The sequence below is a fragment of the Micromonospora sp. CNZ296 genome, from assembly GCF_007827635.1.
On record NZ_VISW01000027.1, the window covers coordinates 20654 to 39171 of the forward strand.

The following is an 18518-nucleotide window of genomic DNA, read 5'->3' on the forward strand; positions in this document are numbered from 1 at the left end:
CGTCTACGGCCGCAGGCCGAGCCGGATCACCAGGTCGAGCAGCGCGAGGACGAACAACGCGATGCCGACGAAGCCGTTCGCGGTGAAGAACGCCCGGTTGACCTTGCTCAGGTCGGTGGGGCTGACCACCATGTGCTGGTAGGCGAAGGCGACAGCGGTGAGCGCCAGCCCGATCCACCACAGCCAGCCGAAGCCGACCCAGGCGCCGAACCAGATGAACAGCGCGAACGTCACCACGTGCGCGACCGTGGAGGCGTGCAGCGCGAAGCGCCGGCCGTACCGGGCGGGGACGCTGTGCACGCCGATCTCCCGGTCGATCTCCGAGTCCTGGCAGGCGTAGATCAGGTCGAAGCCGCCGATCCACAGGCCGACGGCGGCGCCGAGCAGCCAGGCCGGGCCGGAGCCGTCGAGCGTGCCGGTGACCGCCAGCCAGGCGCCGACCGGCCCGACCGCCTGGGCCACCCCGAGGATGGCGTGCGGCCAGTTCGTGAACCGCTTGGCGTACGGGTAGACCACGAGCGGCACCACGGCGAGCGGCGCGAGCACCAGGCAGAGCGGGTTGAGCAGGGCGGCGGCGGCCAGGAACACCACGAGCGCGACGGCCGCGCCGGTCCAGGCCGTCCGCACGCTCACCGCGCCGGTGACCAGTTCCCGGTTCGCCGTACGCGGGTTCCGCGCGTCGATCCGCCGGTCGAGGATCCGGTTCGCGGCCATCGCGAACGTCCGCGCGCCGACCATCGCCACGGTGATCAGCAGCAGGTCTCCCCAGCGCACCCGGCCGCCGTTGAGCTGCATGGCGGTCAGCGCCGACAGGTACGCGAACGGCAGCGCGAAGACCGAGTGCTCGATGGCGACGAGCTTGAGGAAGGACGAGACCCGGCCGGGTCGCTCCTGTACTGCCGCCGTCATCAGATCCCGTATTCCTTCCAGCGCTTGTCGACGAGCGAGACCACCTCGGGCGACATGCGCATCTCCTCCGGCCAGCCCCGGCTGTAGCCCTCCTCGGGCAGCTTGCGGGTCGCGTCGATGCCCGCCTTGCCACCCCAGAACTGCTGGTACGAGGCGTGGTCCAGGTGGTCCACCGGTCCCTCGGTGACCATCAGGTCGCGGGCGTAGTCGACGTTGCCGAAGGCGCGGAACGCGACCTCGTTGTAGTCGTGCACGTCGCAGTCCTCGTCGACGATCACGATCAGCTTGGTCAGCGACATCATGTGCGCGCCCCAGATCGCGTTCATGACCTTCTGCGCGTGCTTCGGGTAGCGCTTGCGGATCGACACGATCGCGCAGTTGTGGAAGACCCCGGCGGCGGGCAGGTCGTAGTCGACGATGTCCGGGATCAGGAAGCGCAGCAGCGGCGCGAAGATCCGCTCGGTGGCCTTGCCGAGGCCGTGGTCCTCCTGCGGCGGCTGGGACGTGACGATCGAGTGGTAGACCGGGTCGCGCTGCATGGTCATGCACTCGATGTGCATCACCGGGAACGGCTCGACCGGCGTGTAGAAGCCGGTGTGGTCGCCGAACGGCCCCTCGGGCAGGCGCTCGCCCGGCTCGATGTAGCCCTCCAGCACGATCTGCGCGTGCGCCGGCACCTGCAACGGGACGGTCAGGCAGTCGACCATCTCGACCCGCTCACCGGCGAGGAACCCGGCGAACAGGTACTCGTCGATGTCGGCCGGCAGCGGCGCGCTGGCCGAGTACGCCACCACCGGGTCCGCGCCGATCGCGATCGCCACCGGCAGCCGCTGGCCGAGCCGCTCGGCGACCGCGTGGTGCGCGGTGGAGTTCTTGTGGATCTGCCAGTGCATGCCGATGGTGTTGTGCGAGTGCTGCTGGAGCCGGTAGAGCCCGAGGTTGCGCTTGCCGGTCTCCGGGTGCTTGGTGTGGGTCAGCCCGAAGTTGTGGAAGATCCCGCCGTCACCGGGCCACACCTGCAACCCGGGCAGCCGGTTCAGGTCGACGTCGTCGCCGCGGTAGACCACCTGCTGGCAGGGCGCGGTCTTGACCTTCTTCGGCGGCATCGACTTGAGCTGCATGACCTTGCCCAGGCCGCCCATCATCCCGGAGAAGCCCTGCGGCAGCTCCGGCTTGAGCATGTCGCCGATGCGCTCGCCGATCTCGTCGAGGTGTTCCACCCCGAGCGCCATCGCCATCCGCTTCTCGGTGCCGAACAGGTTGATCGCCACCGGCATCTCACCCCGGGTGGGGCGCTCGAACAGCAGCGCGGGCCCGCCGGCCCGGACGGTGCGGGTGACGATCTCGCTGATCTCCAGCGTGGGGTCGACCGGCGCGCTCACCCGCCGCAGCTCGCCCGCACGCTCCAGCGCCGCGAGGAAATCCTTCAGATCGGTGTACGGGAAGCGAGCCGCCATACCGCCCATCCTCCCGTACCCTCCTGCGGAGGTAAGGACGGGCCCCCTTTTAACGCCTCCGGTAGAGGAGGGGCCCCTTCTTAACACCCGCAGCTCAGGCGGCGGGCTGCCAGGCGTACGCGGCCAGCGGCTCGTCGAGCGGCGCATCGGTGAGCCGGTTGGCGAACGTGGAGATCGTGTACGTGCCGACGCCGAGCACCACGTCCAGCGCGTGCCGGGGCTGCCATCCGGCGGCGAGCAGCGCGTCCAGGTCGGCGTCGGGGACCGCGCCCCGGTGGTCGAGCACGGCGACTGTGAAGCGGCGCAGCGCCTCCAGCCGGGGGTCGGGCAGCGTCGTACCGGCCCGCAGCGCCTCGATCAGCTCGGGCGCGGCGCCGTGCCGGACCAGCGTCGCGGTGTGCATGGCCACGCAGAGGTGGCAACCGTTGCGGGTGGCGACCGTCAGCACGACCACCTCCCGTGCGACCGGGTCCAGGTCGGTGGCCTCGAACGCGGCGTTGGCGGCGAGGAAGCCCTTGAGCAGTTCGGGCGAGCCGGCCATCAGGCTCACGGCGGCGGGCAGGTGACCCAGCGAGCGACGTACTCCGGCCATGACCGGGCGGGCGGCGGCGGGCGCGGTGTCCGGCTCGTACGCGGTGAAGCGGGACATGACAGGGCCCCTCTCGTAAGATGGTCAACGTGGTTGACGGAATAGTAAACGTGGTTGTCGAACATGGCAACGCCTGACCGCCCCGGCTTCGCGCTGCCGCTGCTCCTGCTCGCCGGTTTCCGTACGCTCGTCGACGACCTGCACGCCGAGCTGGCCCGCCAGGGGCACCCCGAGCTGCGCCCGGCACACGGCGTCGTCCTCCAGGCCGTCGGCCCGGCCGGCACCACCGCCTCCGACCTCGGTCAACGCCTCGGCGTCTCCAAGCAGGCAGCGGGCAAGACTGTGGACCGGCTGGTCGCGCTCGGCTACCTGGAACGCGTGGACGACCCCGCCGACGCCCGCCGCAAGCTGGTCCGGATGACAGCGAAGGGGCGCGACGGGCTGCACCGCTCGGCTGTGGTCTTCGACGAGTTACGCGACCGCTGGGCGGCCACGCTCGGCGCGGACCGGGTCGCCGCCATCGAGGACGACCTGCGCCGGATGGTCCCCGCCGACGTGTTCCGCCTCGACATCCCCGGCTGGTTCGGCGGATGACTTCGTCACTGACAGCGTCGTCCGACGAGGTTCATCATCGGCGGATGGACGACGCATACGTGGTGGGTGACCCCGACGGCCTCAGCCCGCTTCAGGCCGAGATCCGCGACGCCGTGGCCCGCGAGCTGCACGCCCAGTTCGCGCTGCGGGCGGACCGCCTCGAACTGGCTGACCTGCCGGAGGTGGCCTACCAGGTCACGCGCCGGGTGGACGAGGTGCTGAGCGCGCGCCCGGTCACTACACCCCGGCGTACGAGTGCAGACCGGTGAAGAAGAAGTTCACGCCGAACAGGTTCATCATCACGGTCAGGAAGCCCACGATGGAGATCCAGGTGGCCACGTTGCGCTTCACGCTCGGCGTGGCCCGTGCGTGCAGGTAGCCCGCGTACACCACCCAGGAGATGAACGCCCAGGTCTCCTTGGGATCCCAGCCCCAGGCGCGACCCCAGGCCGCCTCGGCCCAGATCGCCCCCGCGATCACCGCGAAGGTGAAGATCGGGAACGAGAAGGCGTGCAGCATGAAGGTCAGCCGCTCCAGCCCGGCCGCCTCCGGGAGGCGGCGGGCCAGGGTGTACGGGAAGCTGCGCCGCCCCTGCTCCCAGCCGGACCGCATCAGGTACGCGGCGGCGGGCACCACGCCCAGCAGGAAGATGCCCGAGGCGAAGATGATCGTCGAGACGTGGATGATGAACCACCACGACTGCAGCGCCGGCATCAGCGGCTCGATCGGCACGTAGAGCTTCAGCTCGGCGAACGCCAGCAGCAGCACCATGACCAGCGTCAGGAACAGCCCGAGCCGGCGCAGCCACGGCTGCTTCCAGAGCACCACGAGCCAGGCCGCCACACCGATCCAGGTGCCGGTCAGCACGAACTCGTACATGTTGCCCCAGGGCATCCGGTCGGCGGCGAGGCCCCGGGTGACCACGGCGCCCAGGTGCACGGCGGCGGCGAGCACTGTGAGCCAGGCGGCGACCCGGCCGGCCAGCACGGCCCGCGCGCCGGTACGGTCCGGGCGCGGCGGCGTGGCCGCGACGGCCGGCTCGTCGATCGTGCCGCCGGCTCCGCCGACGCCCGCGCCGACCAGCTCCCGCGCCGGCGCGGCCGCGGGCACCTTCCGCGCGTTGCCCAGCGCGAACTCCACGGCGTGGCTGATCATCGCGATCAGGTACGCCAGGATCGCGAACGCGACCAGCTGGTCGGAGAGTGCGGACATCAGTCGTCTCCTTCTCGCGCCCGCCGCGCGTCCGGCGCGTCACCGCTCACCGCGGCGACGAGCTGCGCGAACTCGTCGGCGAACCCAGGGTGCTCGGTGCGCGGCAGCCCACCGGCCTCCACCAAACTACTACCGCTCGTCGGAGATCCGCCCTCGGGGGGCGAAACCCGGAACCAGACCCGGCGCCGCCGGGCGAACAGCGAGCCCATCAGGCCCAGCAGCAGCGTGCCGCTCGCCACCAGCAGCAACGTCTGCCCGGGCGCGTGCCGGACCGCGAGCGTGATGTACGGCTTGGTGCCGACGAACTCCAGCGTGCTGCCGTCGTCGAGGGTCCACTTCTCCCCCGGCCGCAGCAGCTTGGTGCCGATCTCCTTGAGCTTGCCGTCGTCGATCTGCCGCCGGTCCAGCGCGTAGACCGAGCCGGGGATGCCCGCGTCCAGCCCGAGGTTGCCCCGGTACGCGGTCAGGTTCACTGCCGGGTTCCGCTCGGCCGGGTACTGCGACGAGACGTACGGCGCGCTCTCCGGCGCGGTCGGCAGGTAGAGCCCGTCGAAGGCGATCTGCTGGTCCGGGGCACGCGCGCCGGTCTTCGGGTCGACGTTGGCGTCCGGGAAGATCGCCACGCCCTCCTCGGTCGCGTTGGAGTCACCGGTACGCAGGAACGGCGCCTCGCTGGTCTGGCTGCGGCCGTACTTGTCGGTGTACTTCAGCAGCGGCGCGTAGCCGTTGCCGAGCAGGTAGACGTTCGCCGAGCCGAGCCGCAGCGGCGAGTTGACCGAGAACCCGGCGGTCCGTTCCGTGCCGCCCGGCTCGTCCACGGTCACCGTGGCCCAGTAGCGGGACGCCAGCCCGGACGGCAGGTAGTCGGCCTCGAACTTCTCCAGCGTCAGGCAGAACGGCGGCAGGTCGGAGCTGTCCACGCGCGGGCCGAGCGACGCCTCGGCGTACTGCTGGCGGGTGTTGCAGAAGGCGTTGTCCTCGCCCGCCACCAGGATGCGGTTGCCGTGCCATCCGTACCAGGAACCGAGCGCCACCCCGAGCAGGACGGCGACCAGCGACACGTGGAAGAGCAGGTTGCCGGTCTCCTTGAGGTAGCCCTTCTCGGCGGAGACCTCGTCGCCGCGCACGGTGACCCGCCACCGGCGGCGGCGCAGCACCGCCGCGATCGCCTCGGGGTCGGCGGCGGCCGGGGCCTCCAGCACCGCGTGCTGGGGCAGCCGGTCGAACCGCTTCGGCGCGGCCGGCGGCTTCATCCGCAGCGCGCGGACGTGGTCGCGGGCGCGGGGCAGGATGCAGCCGATCAGCGAGGTGAACAGCAGCAGGTAGATCGCGGAGAACCAGACCGAGCCGAAGACCTCGAACGCGCCGATCTGGTTCAGCCGGGGCGCGAGGTCGGGGTGATCGACGAACCACTGGTTGACGCGTTCCGGGTTGACGCCGCGCTGGGGCAGCACCGAGCCGGGGATGGCCGCGACGGCGAGCAGGAACAGCAGGATCAGCGCCGTACGCATGCTGGTGAGCTGCCGCCACGAGTTGCGCAGCAGGGCCAGCACCGGGTTCACCCGCCGCCGGGGCGCCTGCGCGGGTGGGGTCGACGGCCTGTCGTCAACGGTCGTCATCAGATGCTCACCTCGCCCACGCCCACGTTCGTCTGCAACCAGATCACCACGTTCACCCAGCCGCCGGTGATCAGCGCCAGGCCGATCGCGATCAGCAGCGCGCCGCCGATCCGGGTGACCCACCGGCTGTTGCGCCGGACGGCGCGGAACACCCCGAGCAGGCGCTGGAAGCCCAGCCCGAAGACGACGAACGGTATCCCCAACCCGAGGCAGTACGCCACGGCGAGCACCACGGCCCGGTCGGTCCCGCCCTCGGTGGCCGCCATGCCGAGCACCGCGCCGAGCGTCGGGCCGGTGCAGGGCAGCCAGCTGAGCGCGAAGACCGCGCCGAGCACCGGCGCGCCGAGCAGCCCGGCGGAGGGCAGCCAGCGGATGCGGAACTCCCGCTGCATGCCGGGGATCACCCCGAGGTAGCCGAGGCCGAGCACCACCACGAGCGCGCCGATGACGATCTCCAGCGTGCGCTCGTACCGGAAGAAGAGTTTGCCGACGCCGGAGAAGAGGATCGCGGTGGCGACGAACACGACGGTGAAGCCCGCGATGAACAGCAGCGTGCCGGCGAGCACCCGGCCCTTGACGGCGGCGGTGGTCCGTTGCGGCGCCGCCCGCTCGGCGACGCTCACGCCACCCGAGCCACCCGAGCCGCCCGAGCCGCCGCCGCCCGCGCTGCTGCCGGCGGCGGCGCCGGTGTTAAGAAGGGGCCCTTCCTCTACCGGAGGCGTTAAAAGGGGGCCCTTCCTTGCACCCTCCAGGTCGGAGCCGGCCAAGCCGGTCACGTACGACAGGTAGCCGGGCATGAGCGGGAGCACGCACGGGGACAGGAAGCTGACCAGTCCGGCCAGCGCCGCCGCGCCGACCGCGAGCAGCAGCGGGCCGGACTCGGCGAGCTGGCGGAACGTCTCGCCCATCAGCGGGCACCGTTCGGCGGCGGCGCCTCGGCGGCGATGTCCTCGACGATCGGCCGCAGTTCGTCGCGGGTGACGGCCCGGCGGATCACCACGGCGATCCGGCCCTCGCGGTCGAGCACGACCGTGGCCGGGGTGGTGTTCGGCGGGATGTCGAAGTTCAGCGCCTGGCGGCTGGCCGGGTCGAAGATGCTCGGGTACGTGACCCGGCCCTCTTCGAAGGCGATCGCCTTGTCCTTGCTGTCCTGCACGTTGATGCCGAGGAACGTCACGCCGGAGCCCTTGGTGGCCTGGTAGGTGGCCTCCAGGTCGTCCGCCTCGGCGCGGCAGGGCGCACACCAGGAGCCCCAGAAGTTGACCACGACGACCTGCCCGCGGTCGCGGGAGATGTCGTAGCTGCCGCCGGTGAGCAGTTCACCGCTCACCTTCGGCGTCTTGGAGCGCTGGTCCGGGGCGCAGGTGACTGTGGAACCGTCGGCCGCGCACCGGCTCTCCTGGCTGCCGGAGGAACAGCCGACCAGCGCCGTACCGGCGGTGACGGCGGCGAGCAGGGCGGCGGCGAGCCTCCGGGTGAGCATCAGGCCCCCTTGGCCGTCCGGGCGGTCGGCGAGATCGAGACGAGGTGGGCCGCCGGCTCGGAGTACCCGATACCGACGATCTTGGCGCCGTCGAAGTGGAACGAGGTGAGGCTGGCCAGGCCGCACTGGCGACGGCGCGGGTCGTGCCAGAGGCGCTTGCGCTCGACGTGCCGGCGCAGCGTCCAGATCGGGAGCTGGTGCGACACGAGCACCGCCTCCCGCCCCTCGGCGGCGACCCGGGCGGCGTGCAGCGCGGCGAACATGCGCTCGGCGATGGCCCGGTACGCCTCGCCCCAGGACGGGGTCACCGGGTCGCGCAGCACCCACCAGTTGCGCGGGTCGCGGAACGAGCCGTCACCCGGCGAGACCTTCTTGCCCTCGAACCAGTTCGCGCTCTCGATCAGGCGCTCGTCGACGCCGACGGAGAGACCGAACTGTGCCGCGATCGGCTCGGCGGTCTGCTGGGCGCGCTCCAGCGGGCTGGCCACCACGTGCACCACGGTCCGGTCGGCGAGCGCCTGCGCCGCCGCCTTGGCCATCTGCACGCCCAGCTCGGAGAGGCGGAACCCGGGCAGGCGGCCGTAGAGGATGCCGTCCGGGTTGTGCACCTCGCCGTGCCGCAGCACGTGCACCACAGTCTCCGCCACTGGTTACCCCCCGTGTCCCGCCGCTGCCGCCGCCCGCGCCGCCACCGGCAGGGCGGCGGCGATCTGCTCCCACGCGGCGTCGTCGATCGCGGTCGAGACGAACCACGACTCGAACGCGCTCGGCGGCAGGTAGACGCCACCGGCGAGCATCGCGTGGAAGAACGCCTTGAACGCCGGCACCACTTGGGTGCGGGCGCTGTCGTAGTCGTGCACGTCCGCGTCGGTGAAGAAGACCGAGAACATGTTGCCCGCGGTGGAGAGGCGGTGCGGCACGCCCGCCGCGGACAGCGCCTCGGTGGTCAGCTTGCCCAGCGCGGCGGCGTTCTCGTCGAGCCGCCGGTAGAGCGCGTCGTCGGCCAGCCGCAGCGTGGCCAGACCGGCCGCGCAGGCCAGCGGGTTGCCGGAGAGCGTGCCGGCCTGATAGACCGGGCCGGCCGGGGCGAGCTTCGCCATGATCTCCGCGCGCCCGCCGAACGCCGCGGCGGGCAGGCCGCCACCCATGACCTTCCCGTACGTCCACAGGTCCGCGTCCGACGGGTCGAGGCCGTGCCATCCGGCGCGGGACACCCGGAACCCGGTCATCACCTCGTCGACGATGAGCAGCGCGCCGTTGGCGTGGGCGATCCGGGCCAGCTCGGAGTTGAAGCCATCGCGGGGCGCGATCACGCCCATGTTGCCGGCGGCGGCCTCGGTGATGATCGCGGCGATGTGCTGCCCCTCGGCGGCGAACGCCTCCTCGACCGCGCGCAGGTCGTTGTACGGCAGCACGATGGTGTCGCCGGCCGCCGCGCCGGTCACGCCGGGCGAGTCGGGCAGGCCGAAGGTGGCCACGCCGGAGCCGGCGGCGGCGAGCAGCGAATCGGAGTGGCCGTGGTAGCAGCCGGAGAACTTGATGATCTTGGCGCGGCCGGTGAAGCCGCGGGCCAGCCGGATCGCCGACATGGTCGCCTCGGTGCCGGAGTTGACCAGGCGCACCTGCTCCACCGGCGTCCGCGCGATGATCTCCTCGGCCAGGTCGACCTCACCCGGCGTCGGCGTGCCGAAGCTGGTGCCGAGCGGCGCCGCCTCGCGCAGCGCCTCCACCACTGCCGGGTGCGCGTGACCGAGGATCAGCGGACCCCAGGAGCAGACCAGGTCGACGTAGCGCCGACCGTCGGCGTCGAAGAGCCACGGACCCTCCCCCCGGACCATGAAGCGCGGGGTGCCGCCGACGGCACGGAACGCGCGCACGGGAGAGTTGACCCCGCCGGGCACGACGGCCTTGGCGCGGTCGAACAGGGCCTCGGAGGCCGGGGCGTCGGCCGGGTAACGGCCGGATCCGGCGGAAAAGGTCTCGGTCACGATGGGGCCATTGTGTCAGCGCCGGAGCGCTGCCTGGCAGGCACCCCGCAACGGGGGTTACCAGGCTCACCCGCCGCTCACCCGCCTGAGCGGCGCGGCGGACCGACGGCGATCCGCTCGACAGGCCCGTCGGTCGAGATCGCGATAGGCTGACCGGGTGGATCGTGCCGAACTGTCCATCACCGTACACCGGACGGGTGACGAAGCCGTGCTTCGCCTGGCCGGTGAGATCGACATGCTCACGGCCGCCCAGCTCTCGACAGTGGTGAACGAGGTGCTGGCGGATCCGCCCCCGCGCATCGTGCTCGACCTGGCCGGGGTCACGTTCTGCGACTCGCAGGGCCTCGGCACGCTCGTGGTGCTCAGCCGCAAGGCCAGCCACACCCAGTGCCTGCTGATGCTCACCAACGTCGGCGACTTCCTGATCCGCGTCCTGGACATCACCGGCCTCCGCAGCGCCCTGATGATCCGCAACGAAGCCACCCCGTAGCCCTCACCTCCGCCCTCCCCCGCGATCTTGCACTTGCGGCCCTCCGTGCGGGTGATTCGCCCGCTTTGTCGGGGCCACAAGTGCAAGATCAACGCGGGTCAGAGGACGGGGAGATCGCGGCGGCGGAACGTCAGCAGGCCGGCTGTGGCCAGGGTCACCGCCAGGGCCGTCAGCACGTAGAGCGGGGTGGGGGTCCACGCGTCGCGCAGCACCTGCGGGGTGTGCGTGAACGGGGACACGTCCAGCAGCCACTGGTCCAGCTCCAGCACGGCGCCGAGCTGCCCGAGCAGCACGCAGACCGCCAGCACCACCCACGCGGCGGACGCGAGCCGGGGCAGCAGGCCGTAGAGCAGCACGGCGAGCCCGGCCAGCACCCACGCCGCGGGCACCTGGGCCAGGCCCGCGGCGAGCATCCGGCCCAGCTGGCGGGGCACGTCACCGGTGCTCAGCCCGTACGTCAGGCCGGTGGCCAGCCCGGTCACTCCGAGCACCACGACCGGGCCGAGCAGCGCGAACGCCACGTGCGAGAGCAGCCAGGTCGAGCGCCGCGTCCCGGTGGCGAGCACCGGCTCGGCGTGCCCGGCGGCCTCCTCGGCGCGCATCCGCAGCGCGGCCTGGATGCCGTACCCGGCTGCTGCGAGCCCGGCCAGGCTCAGCGTGACCCCCAGGTACGCGTCGGCCATCCCGGACGCCCCGCCGAGCCGGGCCACGATCTCCTCCATCCGCGGACTCCCCTCGACCGACCGGCCGGCCGCCTCGGCCGCGCCACCGAGGATCAGCCCGAGCAGGCCGAACCCGACCGACCACCAGAGGATCTGCCCCCGGTGCAGCCGCCAGGCCAGCCCGAACGGACCGGACAGCGCGCCGCCCGCGCCGGCCGGGCCGAGCCGGGGCGGCAGCACGCCCGCGCCCAGGTCGCGGCGGACCGAGATCGGGTACGCGAGCGCGGCGAGCAGCACAGTGGCGGCCAGTGGCAGCAGCAGCACCCACCACCGCTCCCCCTCGTACGGGCGGACGCGGGCGGCCCAGCCCAGCGGGGACAGCCAGCTCGGCCAGTCGTTGCCGGCGGTGTCCCCGGCCAGGCGCAGCCCGAACGCGGCGCCGAGACCGGCGAGGCCGATGCCCCGCGCCCCGCCCGCGGTCTCGGTGAGCTGGGCGGCCAGCCCGCCGAGCGTGGCGAAGACGGCGCCGGTCAGCACGGTGACCAGTCCGTATGCGACCGAGCCGCCGACCGGCAGCCCGGTCGAGACGAGCCCGGCGGCGGTGAGCAGCCCGAGCACCAGGTCGGCGCCGTACGTGACGAGCAGCGCGGCGGTCAGCCCGGCGTGCCGCCCGAGCACGCTGCCGCCGAGCAGTTCCCGTCGCCCGGCTTCCTCCTCGGTGCGGGTGTGCCGGATGACCGTGAGCAGGCTCGCCAGCGCGACGATGAGCAGCAGGAAGCCGCTGCGCTGGGCGGTGAGCGCGCCGACGCTGTCGCCGTACGCCGGGCCGAGCAGCGCGACGATCGACGGGTTGCGGGCGGTGCCCTCCAGGTACGCGGTCCGCTCGGCGGCGGTGGGGAACAGTTCGAAGAAGCTGGCCGCGTACGTGATCGGCAGTACCGCGAGCACGAGTACCCACAGCGGCAGCAGGAGACGGTCCCGGCGCAGGATCAGCCGGACCAGGTGACGCGTGCCGGTGAGCGCGCTCATGACCGGTCCGCCGTCTCGGAGGGCGCCGCGTCGGAAGAGGGCGCCGCGTCGGAGGCGGGCGCCGCCTCGGACGGCGTCGTCTCGTAGTGCCGCAGGAACAGTTCCTCAAGGGTGGGCGGCGTGCTGACCAGGCTGCGTACCCCCAGCTCGGTGAGCCGGCGCAGCGCGGCGTCGAGCGACGCGGTGTCCACGTCGAAGCGGACCCGCTGCCCGTCCACCCGCAGGTCGTGCACGCCCGGCAGGTCGGCCAGGCCGTCCAGCGGCGCGGTGACCTCGGCGTCGATCGCGGTGCGGTGCAGGTGGCGCAGGTCCCCGAGCGTGCCTGACTCCACCGCCCGGCCGGCCCGGATGATCGTCACCCGGTCGCAGAGCGCCTCCACCTCGGCCAGGATGTGGCTGGACAACAACACGGTGCGCCCGTCCTGCCGGGCGCGGCGGACCCAGTGCTGGAAGACCTCCTCCATCAGCGGGTCGAGCCCGGAGGTCGGCTCGTCGAGGATGAGCAGTTCGACGTCGGAGGCGAGCGCGGCGACCAGACCGACCTTCTGCCGGTTGCCCTTGGAGTAGGTGCGGCCCTTCTTGCGCGGGTCCAGCTCGAACGACTCCAGCAGCTCGGCGCGGCGTTCCGGGTCGAGCCCGCCGCGCAGCCGGCCGAGCAGGTCGATCACCTCGCCGCCGCTGAGGCCGGGCCAGAGCGTGACGTCGCCGGGTACGTACGCGAGGCGCCGGTGCAGCGCCACCGCGTCCCGCCACGGGTCGCCGCCCAGCAGTCGGACGGCCCCCGCGTCCGCCCGCAGCAGGCCGAGCAGCACCCGGATGGTGGTCGACTTGCCGGAGCCGTTCGGGCCCAGGAAGCCGTGCACCTCTCCGGTGCGAACGGTCAGGTCGAGCCCGTCGAGGGCCCGGGTGCGGCCGAAGGTCTTCACCAGGCCGGACACATCGATTGCCGTTTCCATACTTCAGAAGCTACGCTCGTTTCACAAAGTTGTGAAGATTGTAGGGTCACGGGGTGAGTGTCGAGGAGCCGACCATGAACGTGCCGCCCCAGCACGACGAGGAAGAGGTCCACCTCTTCGTCGAGCGGATGGCGATGGCCTTCGCCGACGTGGGCTTCCCCCGGATGGCCGCCCGGGTCCTGTTCACAGTGATGAGCGCCGACGACCCGCTCACCGCGGGCGAGATCGCCGAGCGGCTCGGCGTCAGCGCGGCGGCGGTGAGCGGCGCGGTGCGCTACCTGACCCAGTTCGCCATGCTGGTCCGCGAGCCGGTCAAGGGCTCCCGGCGCGACCGCTACCGGATGCCCGACAACCCGTGGTACGAGGCGACCATCACCAAGACCACGCTCTACAAGAACTTCATCGACATCGCCGCCGGCGGGGTCGACGCACTGCACGGCCGGAGCACACCGGCCGGTGAGCGGGTCGCCGAGATGCGCGACTTCTTCCTCTTCGTACAGGAGGAGCTGGAATCGCTCGGCGACCGCTGGCGGGCCCGGCGGGCCGCGACCGGGCACGGCGGCCCGGCCGGCGGCTGAACCGTCAGCGGGTGTTGCCCCAGCGCGCCTGCTCCAGCAGCTCCACCGCGCGTTCCCGGGTGGACGGGTCGTCGTCGGCGCGCAGCAGCGCCGTCGCCTCGTCGACCGCGTCGGTCAGGTGCCGCCACTGCAGATCCCGTTCCCGCACCAGGTCCGACTGGGCGGCGAGCTGCCGCGTCTTCACCCACAGGTCGACGAAGACCGTCACCTTTGCGCGCAGCACCCACGGGTCGAACGGCTTGGTCAGGTAGTCGACCGCACCGGCCGCGTAGCCGCGCAGCGCGAGCTGGGCGTCCTTGTCCGCGGCGGTCAGGAAGATGATCGGTACGTGCCGGGTGCGCTCGCGCCGCTTGATGTGGGTGGCGGTCTCGAACCCGTCCATGTCCGGCATCTGGGCGTCCAGCAGGATCACCGCGAAGTCGTCCACCAGAAGCTGCTTGAGCGCCGCCTCGCCGCTCTCCACCGCGACCGACTGCACCGGGAGACCCTGGAGGATCGCCTCCAGCGCCATCAGGTTCTCCCGCCGGTCGTCCACCAGCAGGGCCTTGGCCGTCTGCGTCACGCGTTCTCCTCGCCTCGGCTCCGGCTGATCCAGGACGCCATCAGTTCGATCAGCTCGTCCAGGTCCACCGGCTTGGTGATGTAGTCGCTGCCGCCGGCGCCGAGCGCCGACTCCCGGTCGCCGGGCATCGCCTTCGCGGTCAGGAAGACGATCGGCAGGTCCGCGAACCGGTGGTTGCGGCGGATCTGCGCTGTCGTCTCGTACCCGTCCTGGTCCGGCATCATGGCGTCCATCAGGACGATGTCCACCTCCGGGTGCTCGGCGAGCTGGCGGACGCCGTCCGCCCCGTTGTCCGAGTACAACACGGTCATCCCGTGCAGTTCCAACGCGGACGTCAGCGCGAACACGTTCCGCACGTCGTCGTCGATGATCAGCACGGTCACGCCGTCCAGGCGCCGGGTGGCGGGCGTCTCCTGCGGCTGCGGCAGCTCCATGGGCATGAGCAGCGACGACGGCAGGCCCGCGCGGCTCGGCGACGGTGGCGCCGGCGCCACCACCGCGTCCGGCGCCAGCACATCGGGTACGAAGAGAGTGAACGTCGAACCCTGACCGGGCGCGGACGAGACGGTGATCGTGCCGCCGAGCAGGCGGGCCAGGTCACGGCTGATGGACAGCCCGAGGCCGGTGCCGCCGTAGCGCCGGCTGGTGGTGCCGTCCGCCTGCTGGAACGCCTCGAAGATCAGCGACAGCTTGTCGTCGGAGATCCCGATGCCGGTGTCGATCACGGTGAACGCGATCACCCGCTGCGCGTTCGTCAGCGCGGGCACGTCGAAGACGGCGTTGTCGGCCGCCGGGCCGATCCGCAGCGTCACCGCGCCGTTGTCGGTGAACTTCACCGCGTTGGACAGCAGGTTGCGCAGGATCTGCTGCAACCGCTGGGCGTCGGTGACCAGCGCGGGCGGCAGGTCACGGCTGACCCGCACCTGGAAGTCCAGGCCCTTCTCCTCGGCCTGCGGCGCGAACGCCTGCTCGACGTAGCCGCGGATCTCGGCGAACTGGATCTCGGTGGGCTCCACGTCCATCCGGCCCGCCTCGATCTTGGACAGGTCGAGGATGTCGTCGATCAGCGACAGCAGGTCCGACCCGGCGCCGTGGATGGTGCGGGCGAACTCGATCTGCTTCGCGCTGAGGTTGCGCTCCGGGTTCTCGGCCAGCAGCCGGGCCAGCAGGAGCAGCGAGTTCAGCGGCGTACGCAGCTCGTGGCTCATGTTGGCCAGGAACTCCGACTTGTACGCCGACGCGCGGGTGAGCTGCTGTGCCTTCTCCTCCAGGCCGAGCCGGGCCAGCTCGATCTCCCGGTTCTGCGTCTCGATGTTGGCCTTCTGCTCGGACAGCAGCTTCGCCTTGTCCTCCAGCTCGGCGTTGGTGCGCTGCAACTCGGCCGACTGGTCCTGCATCTCGTGCGCCAGCCGCTGCGACTGCGCCAGCAGTTCCTCCGTACGCCGGTTGGCCTGGATGGTGTTGACGGCGACGCCGATGGTGAGCACCAGCCGCTCCAGGAACGCCAGGTGCAGCTCGGAGAACGTGGCCACACCGGCGAACTCGATCACGCCGAGCAGTTCGCCCTCGAACTGGACCGGCAGCACCACCAGGTCGGCCGGGGGCGTGTCGGCCAGCCCGGACCGTACGACGAGGCGCCCGTCCGGCTGCGCCTTGACCCGGATCGTCCGGCGCGACAGGGCGGCCTGCCCGACCAGCCCCTCACCCGGGCCGAACGTGACGTCGTGGCCGCGTGCCACGTACCCGTAGGAGGCGGTGAGCCGCAGCCGCATGCTGCCCTCGGAGCTGTCCGCCAGGAAGAACGCGCCGAGCTGCGCGTCCACCAGCGGGGTCACCTCCTGCATGATCATCCGGCAGACCTCGCCCAGGTCGCGCTGGCCCTGGAGCAGACCACCGATCCGGGCCAGGTTCGAGTCCAGCCAGCCCTGCTCGGCGTTCTTCTTGGTCGTCTCCCGGAGGGTGACGATCATCTGGTTGATGTTGTCCTTCAGCTCGGCGACCTCGCCCTGCGCCTTCACGTTGATCCGCTGGGTCAGGTCACCACGGGTCACCGACGTGGAGACCTGCGCGATCGCGCGCAACTGCGTGGTCAGGGTCGAGGCGAGCTGGTTGACGTTCTCGGTGAGGTCGCGCCACGTACCGGAGACGCCCTTGACCTGGGCCTGACCACCCAGCTTGCCCTCGGTACCCACCTCACGGGCCACCCGCGTGACCTCGTCGGCGAACGAGGAGAGCTGGTCGACCATCGTGTTGACGGTGTTCTTCAGTTCCAGGATCTCGCCCTGCGCGTCGACTGTGATCTTCTGACCCAGGTCGCCGTTCGCCACGGCGGTGGTGACCGAGGCGATGTTCCGCACCTGGCTGGTCAGGTTCGACGCCATCGAGTTCACGTTGTCGGTCAGGTCCCGCCACGTACCCGAGACGCCCTTGACCTGGGCCTGACCACCCAGCTTGCCCTCGGTACCCACCTCGCGCGCCACCCGCGTGACCTCGTCGGCGAACGACGAGAGCTGATCCACCATCGTGTTGACAGTCGACTTCAGCTCCAGGATCTCGCCCTGCGCGTCCACTGTGATCTTCTGCGACAGGTCACCCTTCGCCACGGCTGTCGACACCTGGGCGATGTTGCGCACCTGCGCGGTCAGGTTCGACGCCATCGAGTTCACGTTGTCGGTCAGGTCGCGCCAGGTGCCGGCGACGCCGCGTACCTGGGCCTGGCCGCCGAGCTTGCCCTCGGTGCCCACCTCGCGGGCCACCCGCGTGACCTCGTCGGCGAACGACGACAGCTGGTCCACCATCGTGTTGACAGTCGACTTCAGCTCCAGGATCTCGCCCCGGGCGTCCACAGTGATCTTCTGCGACAGGTCACCCTTCGCCACGGCGGTGGTGACCGAGGCGATGTTCCGCACCTGGCTGGTCAGGTTCGACGCCATCGAGTTCACGTTGTCGGTCAGGTCCCGCCACGTACCCGAGACGCCCTTGACCTGGGCCTGACCACCCAGCTTGCCCTCGGTACCCACCTCACGGGCCACCCGGGTCACCTCGTCGGCGAACGAGGAGAGCTGGTCCACCATCGTGTTGACGGTGTTCTTCAGCTCCAGGATCTCGCCCTGCGCGTCCACTGTGATCTTCTGACCCAGGTCGCCCTTGGCCACCGCGGTGGAGACCTGGGAGATGTTGCGGACCTGGCTGGTCAGGTTGCCGGCGAGCTGGTTGACGTTCTCGGTGAGGTCACGCCACGTGCCGGAGACGCCGCGCACCTGCGCCTGGCCGCCCAGCTTGCCCTCGATGCCCACCTCACGCGCCACGCGCGTCACCTCGTCGGCGAACGACGAGAGCTGGTCCACCATCGTGTTCACGGTGTCCTTCAGCTCCAGGATCTCGCCCTGGGCGGCCACCGTGATCTTCTGCGACAGGTCACCCTTCGCCACCGCTGTGGACACCTGGGCGATGTTGCGCACCTGCGCGGTCAGGTTCGACGCCATCGAGTTGACGTTGTCGGTCAGGTCCTTCCATGTGCCGGCCACGCCCGGCACCTCGGCCTGGCCGCCCAGCTTGCCCTCGGTACCCACCTCGCGGGCCACCCGGGTCACCTGCTCGGCGAACAGCCGCAGCGTGTCGGTGAGCGAGTTCATGGTGTCGGCCAGCTCGGCCACCTCGCCGCGCGCCCCGACCGTGATCTTCTGCGACAGGTCGCCCTTCGCCACAGCCGTCGCCACCTGGGAGATCGACCGCACCTGCCCGGTGAGGTTCGACGCCATGGTGTTCACCGAGTCGGTGAGGTCCTTCCAGGTGCCCGCCACCCCGCGCACGTCGGCCTGGCCGCCCAGCTTGCCCTCGGTGCCCACCTCACGCGCCACGCGCGTCACCTCGTCGGCGAACGACGAGAGCTGGTCCACCATCGTGTTCACGGTCCGGCCGATGCGCAGGTACTCACCGCGCAGCGGGCGACCGTCGATCTCCAGCGCCATGTGCTGGGACAGGTCGCCGTCGGCCACCGCCACGATGACCCGGGCGATCTCGGTGGTCGGCCGGCCCAGGTCGTCGATGAGCGAGTTGACCGCGCGCTGCCCCTCCGCCCAGGAGCCGTCCAGGCCCTCGTCGTCCAGGCGCTCGGTCAGCCGGCCGTCGCGGCCGACGATCCGGCTGATCCGCCGCAGGTCCAGATGCTGCCGCTCCTGCAACGACACCACGTCGTTGAAGGCGTCGGCGACCTCACCGGGCAGCCCCGCCCGCCGGGGCAGGCGCACCCGGAGATCGCCGCGTCCCACCCTGCGCAACGCCTCGACCAGTTCGCCGAGGAGCACCTCGTGGTCGGACGCGGACGGGTCAGCGGTCACCGACTGATTCACCGTGGCCATCGATCCTCGCTCCGCTCGGGCTCGTGCCG

Annotated in this window: 17 protein-coding genes; 4 read left to right on the forward strand and 13 right to left on the reverse strand. The window is 71.4% G+C overall.

Annotated elements, in window-relative coordinates; genetic code table 11:
* Window positions 1-3 precede the first annotated feature (3 nt).
* The 3 genes from mqnP to FB455_RS30780 all read right to left on the reverse strand — a co-directional run bounded on the left by mqnP (window position 4) and on the right by FB455_RS30780 (window position 3015).
* A complete protein-coding gene (gene mqnP / locus FB455_RS30770) occupies window positions 4-909 on the reverse strand; it encodes a menaquinone biosynthesis prenyltransferase MqnP (RefSeq protein ID WP_013283552.1) in 906 nt (301 codons plus the stop codon).
* Entirely contained in the window at window positions 909-2366 is a 1458-nt protein-coding gene (locus tag FB455_RS30775) for a menaquinone biosynthesis decarboxylase (RefSeq protein ID WP_030273542.1), read from the reverse strand. The genes mqnP and FB455_RS30775 overlap by 1 nt, the downstream gene beginning before the upstream one ends.
* 94 nt (window positions 2367-2460) lie before the next feature.
* Window positions 2461-3015, reverse strand: coding sequence for a carboxymuconolactone decarboxylase family protein (locus tag FB455_RS30780; protein WP_047891628.1), 555 nt, complete (start codon window positions 3013-3015; stop codon window positions 2461-2463).
* Between the two features lie 63 nt (window positions 3016-3078).
* Between FB455_RS30780 and FB455_RS30785 the strand changes: the two genes are divergently transcribed.
* Both FB455_RS30785 and FB455_RS30790 read left to right on the forward strand, forming a co-directional pair.
* On the forward strand, window positions 3079-3549 hold the full coding sequence (locus FB455_RS30785) for a MarR family winged helix-turn-helix transcriptional regulator (protein WP_047891627.1): 471 nt from the start codon (window positions 3079-3081) through the stop codon (window positions 3547-3549).
* Window positions 3550-3593: 44 nt separating this feature from the next.
* Complete coding sequence (locus FB455_RS30790) at window positions 3594-3818, forward strand: hypothetical protein (RefSeq protein ID WP_013283547.1); 225 nt, start codon at window positions 3594-3596, stop codon at window positions 3816-3818.
* Here FB455_RS30790 and ccsB read toward each other — a convergent pair.
* From ccsB to hemL, 6 genes are read right to left on the reverse strand one after another with little or no spacing between them, the layout of a single operon-like run.
* Entirely contained in the window at window positions 3787-4761 is a 975-nt protein-coding gene (ccsB, locus tag FB455_RS30795; RefSeq protein WP_123111803.1) for a c-type cytochrome biogenesis protein CcsB, read from the reverse strand. The two genes, FB455_RS30790 and ccsB, sit on opposite strands and share 32 nt — an antisense overlap.
* Entirely contained in the window at window positions 4761-6380 is a 1620-nt protein-coding gene (gene resB / locus FB455_RS30800; protein ID WP_013283545.1) for a cytochrome c biogenesis protein ResB, read from the reverse strand. Before resB ends, ccsB begins: the two co-directional genes overlap by 1 nt.
* Window positions 6380-7288, reverse strand: a complete 909-nt coding sequence (locus tag FB455_RS30805; protein ID WP_030273534.1) for a cytochrome c biogenesis CcdA family protein — start codon at window positions 7286-7288, stop codon at window positions 6380-6382. The genes resB and FB455_RS30805 overlap by 1 nt, the downstream gene beginning before the upstream one ends.
* A complete protein-coding gene (locus tag FB455_RS30810; protein WP_013473521.1) occupies window positions 7288-7863 on the reverse strand; it encodes a TlpA family protein disulfide reductase in 576 nt (191 codons plus the stop codon). Before FB455_RS30810 ends, FB455_RS30805 begins: the two co-directional genes overlap by 1 nt.
* Entirely contained in the window at window positions 7863-8510 is a 648-nt protein-coding gene (locus FB455_RS30815; RefSeq protein ID WP_013283542.1) for a histidine phosphatase family protein, read from the reverse strand. Before FB455_RS30815 ends, FB455_RS30810 begins: the two co-directional genes overlap by 1 nt.
* 3 nt (window positions 8511-8513) lie before the next feature.
* Window positions 8514-9851 carry a glutamate-1-semialdehyde 2,1-aminomutase gene (hemL, locus tag FB455_RS30820; RefSeq protein WP_030273532.1) on the reverse strand — a complete coding sequence of 446 codons (1338 nt, stop codon included), beginning with the start codon at window positions 9849-9851 and terminating at the stop codon, window positions 8514-8516.
* Between the two features lie 157 nt (window positions 9852-10008).
* Here hemL and FB455_RS30825 point away from each other — a divergent pair, with 157 nt between their 5' ends.
* Entirely contained in the window at window positions 10009-10341 is a 333-nt protein-coding gene (locus tag FB455_RS30825; protein ID WP_013283540.1) for an STAS domain-containing protein, read from the forward strand.
* Between the two features lie 98 nt (window positions 10342-10439).
* On the opposite strand, the gene FB455_RS30830 is transcribed toward FB455_RS30825, so the two are convergent.
* Both FB455_RS30830 and FB455_RS30835 read right to left on the reverse strand, forming a co-directional pair.
* Window positions 10440-12032 carry an ABC-2 transporter permease gene (locus FB455_RS30830; RefSeq protein ID WP_145755634.1) on the reverse strand — a complete coding sequence of 531 codons (1593 nt, stop codon included), beginning with the start codon at window positions 12030-12032 and terminating at the stop codon, window positions 10440-10442.
* Window positions 12029-12988, reverse strand: coding sequence for an ABC transporter ATP-binding protein (locus tag FB455_RS30835; protein ID WP_030273529.1), 960 nt, complete (start codon window positions 12986-12988; stop codon window positions 12029-12031). Before FB455_RS30835 ends, FB455_RS30830 begins: the two co-directional genes overlap by 4 nt.
* A 53-nt stretch (window positions 12989-13041) precedes the next feature.
* On the opposite strand from FB455_RS30835, the gene FB455_RS30840 reads away from it, so the two are divergent.
* Window positions 13042-13566, forward strand: coding sequence for a GbsR/MarR family transcriptional regulator (locus tag FB455_RS30840; RefSeq protein ID WP_225319687.1), 525 nt, complete (start codon window positions 13042-13044; stop codon window positions 13564-13566).
* Between the two features lie 4 nt (window positions 13567-13570).
* Here FB455_RS30840 and FB455_RS30845 read toward each other — a convergent pair whose 3' ends face one another.
* Together FB455_RS30845 and FB455_RS30850 are read right to left on the reverse strand one after the other, a co-directional pair.
* Window positions 13571-14128, reverse strand: coding sequence for a response regulator (locus tag FB455_RS30845; protein WP_013283536.1), 558 nt, complete (start codon window positions 14126-14128; stop codon window positions 13571-13573).
* On the reverse strand, window positions 14125-18489 hold the full coding sequence (locus FB455_RS30850) for a HAMP domain-containing protein (RefSeq protein WP_047891618.1): 4365 nt from the start codon (window positions 18487-18489) through the stop codon (window positions 14125-14127). The genes FB455_RS30845 and FB455_RS30850 overlap by 4 nt, the downstream gene beginning before the upstream one ends.
* Between the last annotated feature and the right edge of the window lie 29 nt (window positions 18490-18518).

Coding starts and splice junctions, on each gene's coding strand:
- mqnP (WP_013283552.1), bottom strand. CDS start 909: ATGACGGCGGCAGTACAGGAGCGACCCGGCCGGGTCTCGTCCTTCCTC.
- FB455_RS30775 (WP_030273542.1), bottom strand. CDS start 2,366: ATGGCGGCTCGCTTCCCGTACACCGATCTGAAGGATTTCCTCGCGGCG.
- FB455_RS30780 (WP_047891628.1), bottom strand. CDS start 3,015: ATGTCCCGCTTCACCGCGTACGAGCCGGACACCGCGCCCGCCGCCGCC.
- FB455_RS30785 (WP_047891627.1), top strand. CDS start 3,079: ATGGCAACGCCTGACCGCCCCGGCTTCGCGCTGCCGCTGCTCCTGCTC.
- FB455_RS30790 (WP_013283547.1), top strand. CDS start 3,594: ATGGACGACGCATACGTGGTGGGTGACCCCGACGGCCTCAGCCCGCTT.
- ccsB (WP_123111803.1), bottom strand. CDS start 4,761: ATGTCCGCACTCTCCGACCAGCTGGTCGCGTTCGCGATCCTGGCGTAC.
- resB (WP_013283545.1), bottom strand. CDS start 6,380: ATGACGACCGTTGACGACAGGCCGTCGACCCCACCCGCGCAGGCGCCC.
- FB455_RS30805 (WP_030273534.1), bottom strand. CDS start 7,288: ATGGGCGAGACGTTCCGCCAGCTCGCCGAGTCCGGCCCGCTGCTGCTC.
- FB455_RS30810 (WP_013473521.1), bottom strand. CDS start 7,863: ATGCTCACCCGGAGGCTCGCCGCCGCCCTGCTCGCCGCCGTCACCGCC.
- FB455_RS30830 (WP_145755634.1), bottom strand. CDS start 12,032: ATGAGCGCGCTCACCGGCACGCGTCACCTGGTCCGGCTGATCCTGCGC.
- FB455_RS30835 (WP_030273529.1), bottom strand. CDS start 12,988: ATGGAAACGGCAATCGATGTGTCCGGCCTGGTGAAGACCTTCGGCCGC.
- FB455_RS30850 (WP_047891618.1), bottom strand. CDS start 18,489: ATGGCCACGGTGAATCAGTCGGTGACCGCTGACCCGTCCGCGTCCGAC.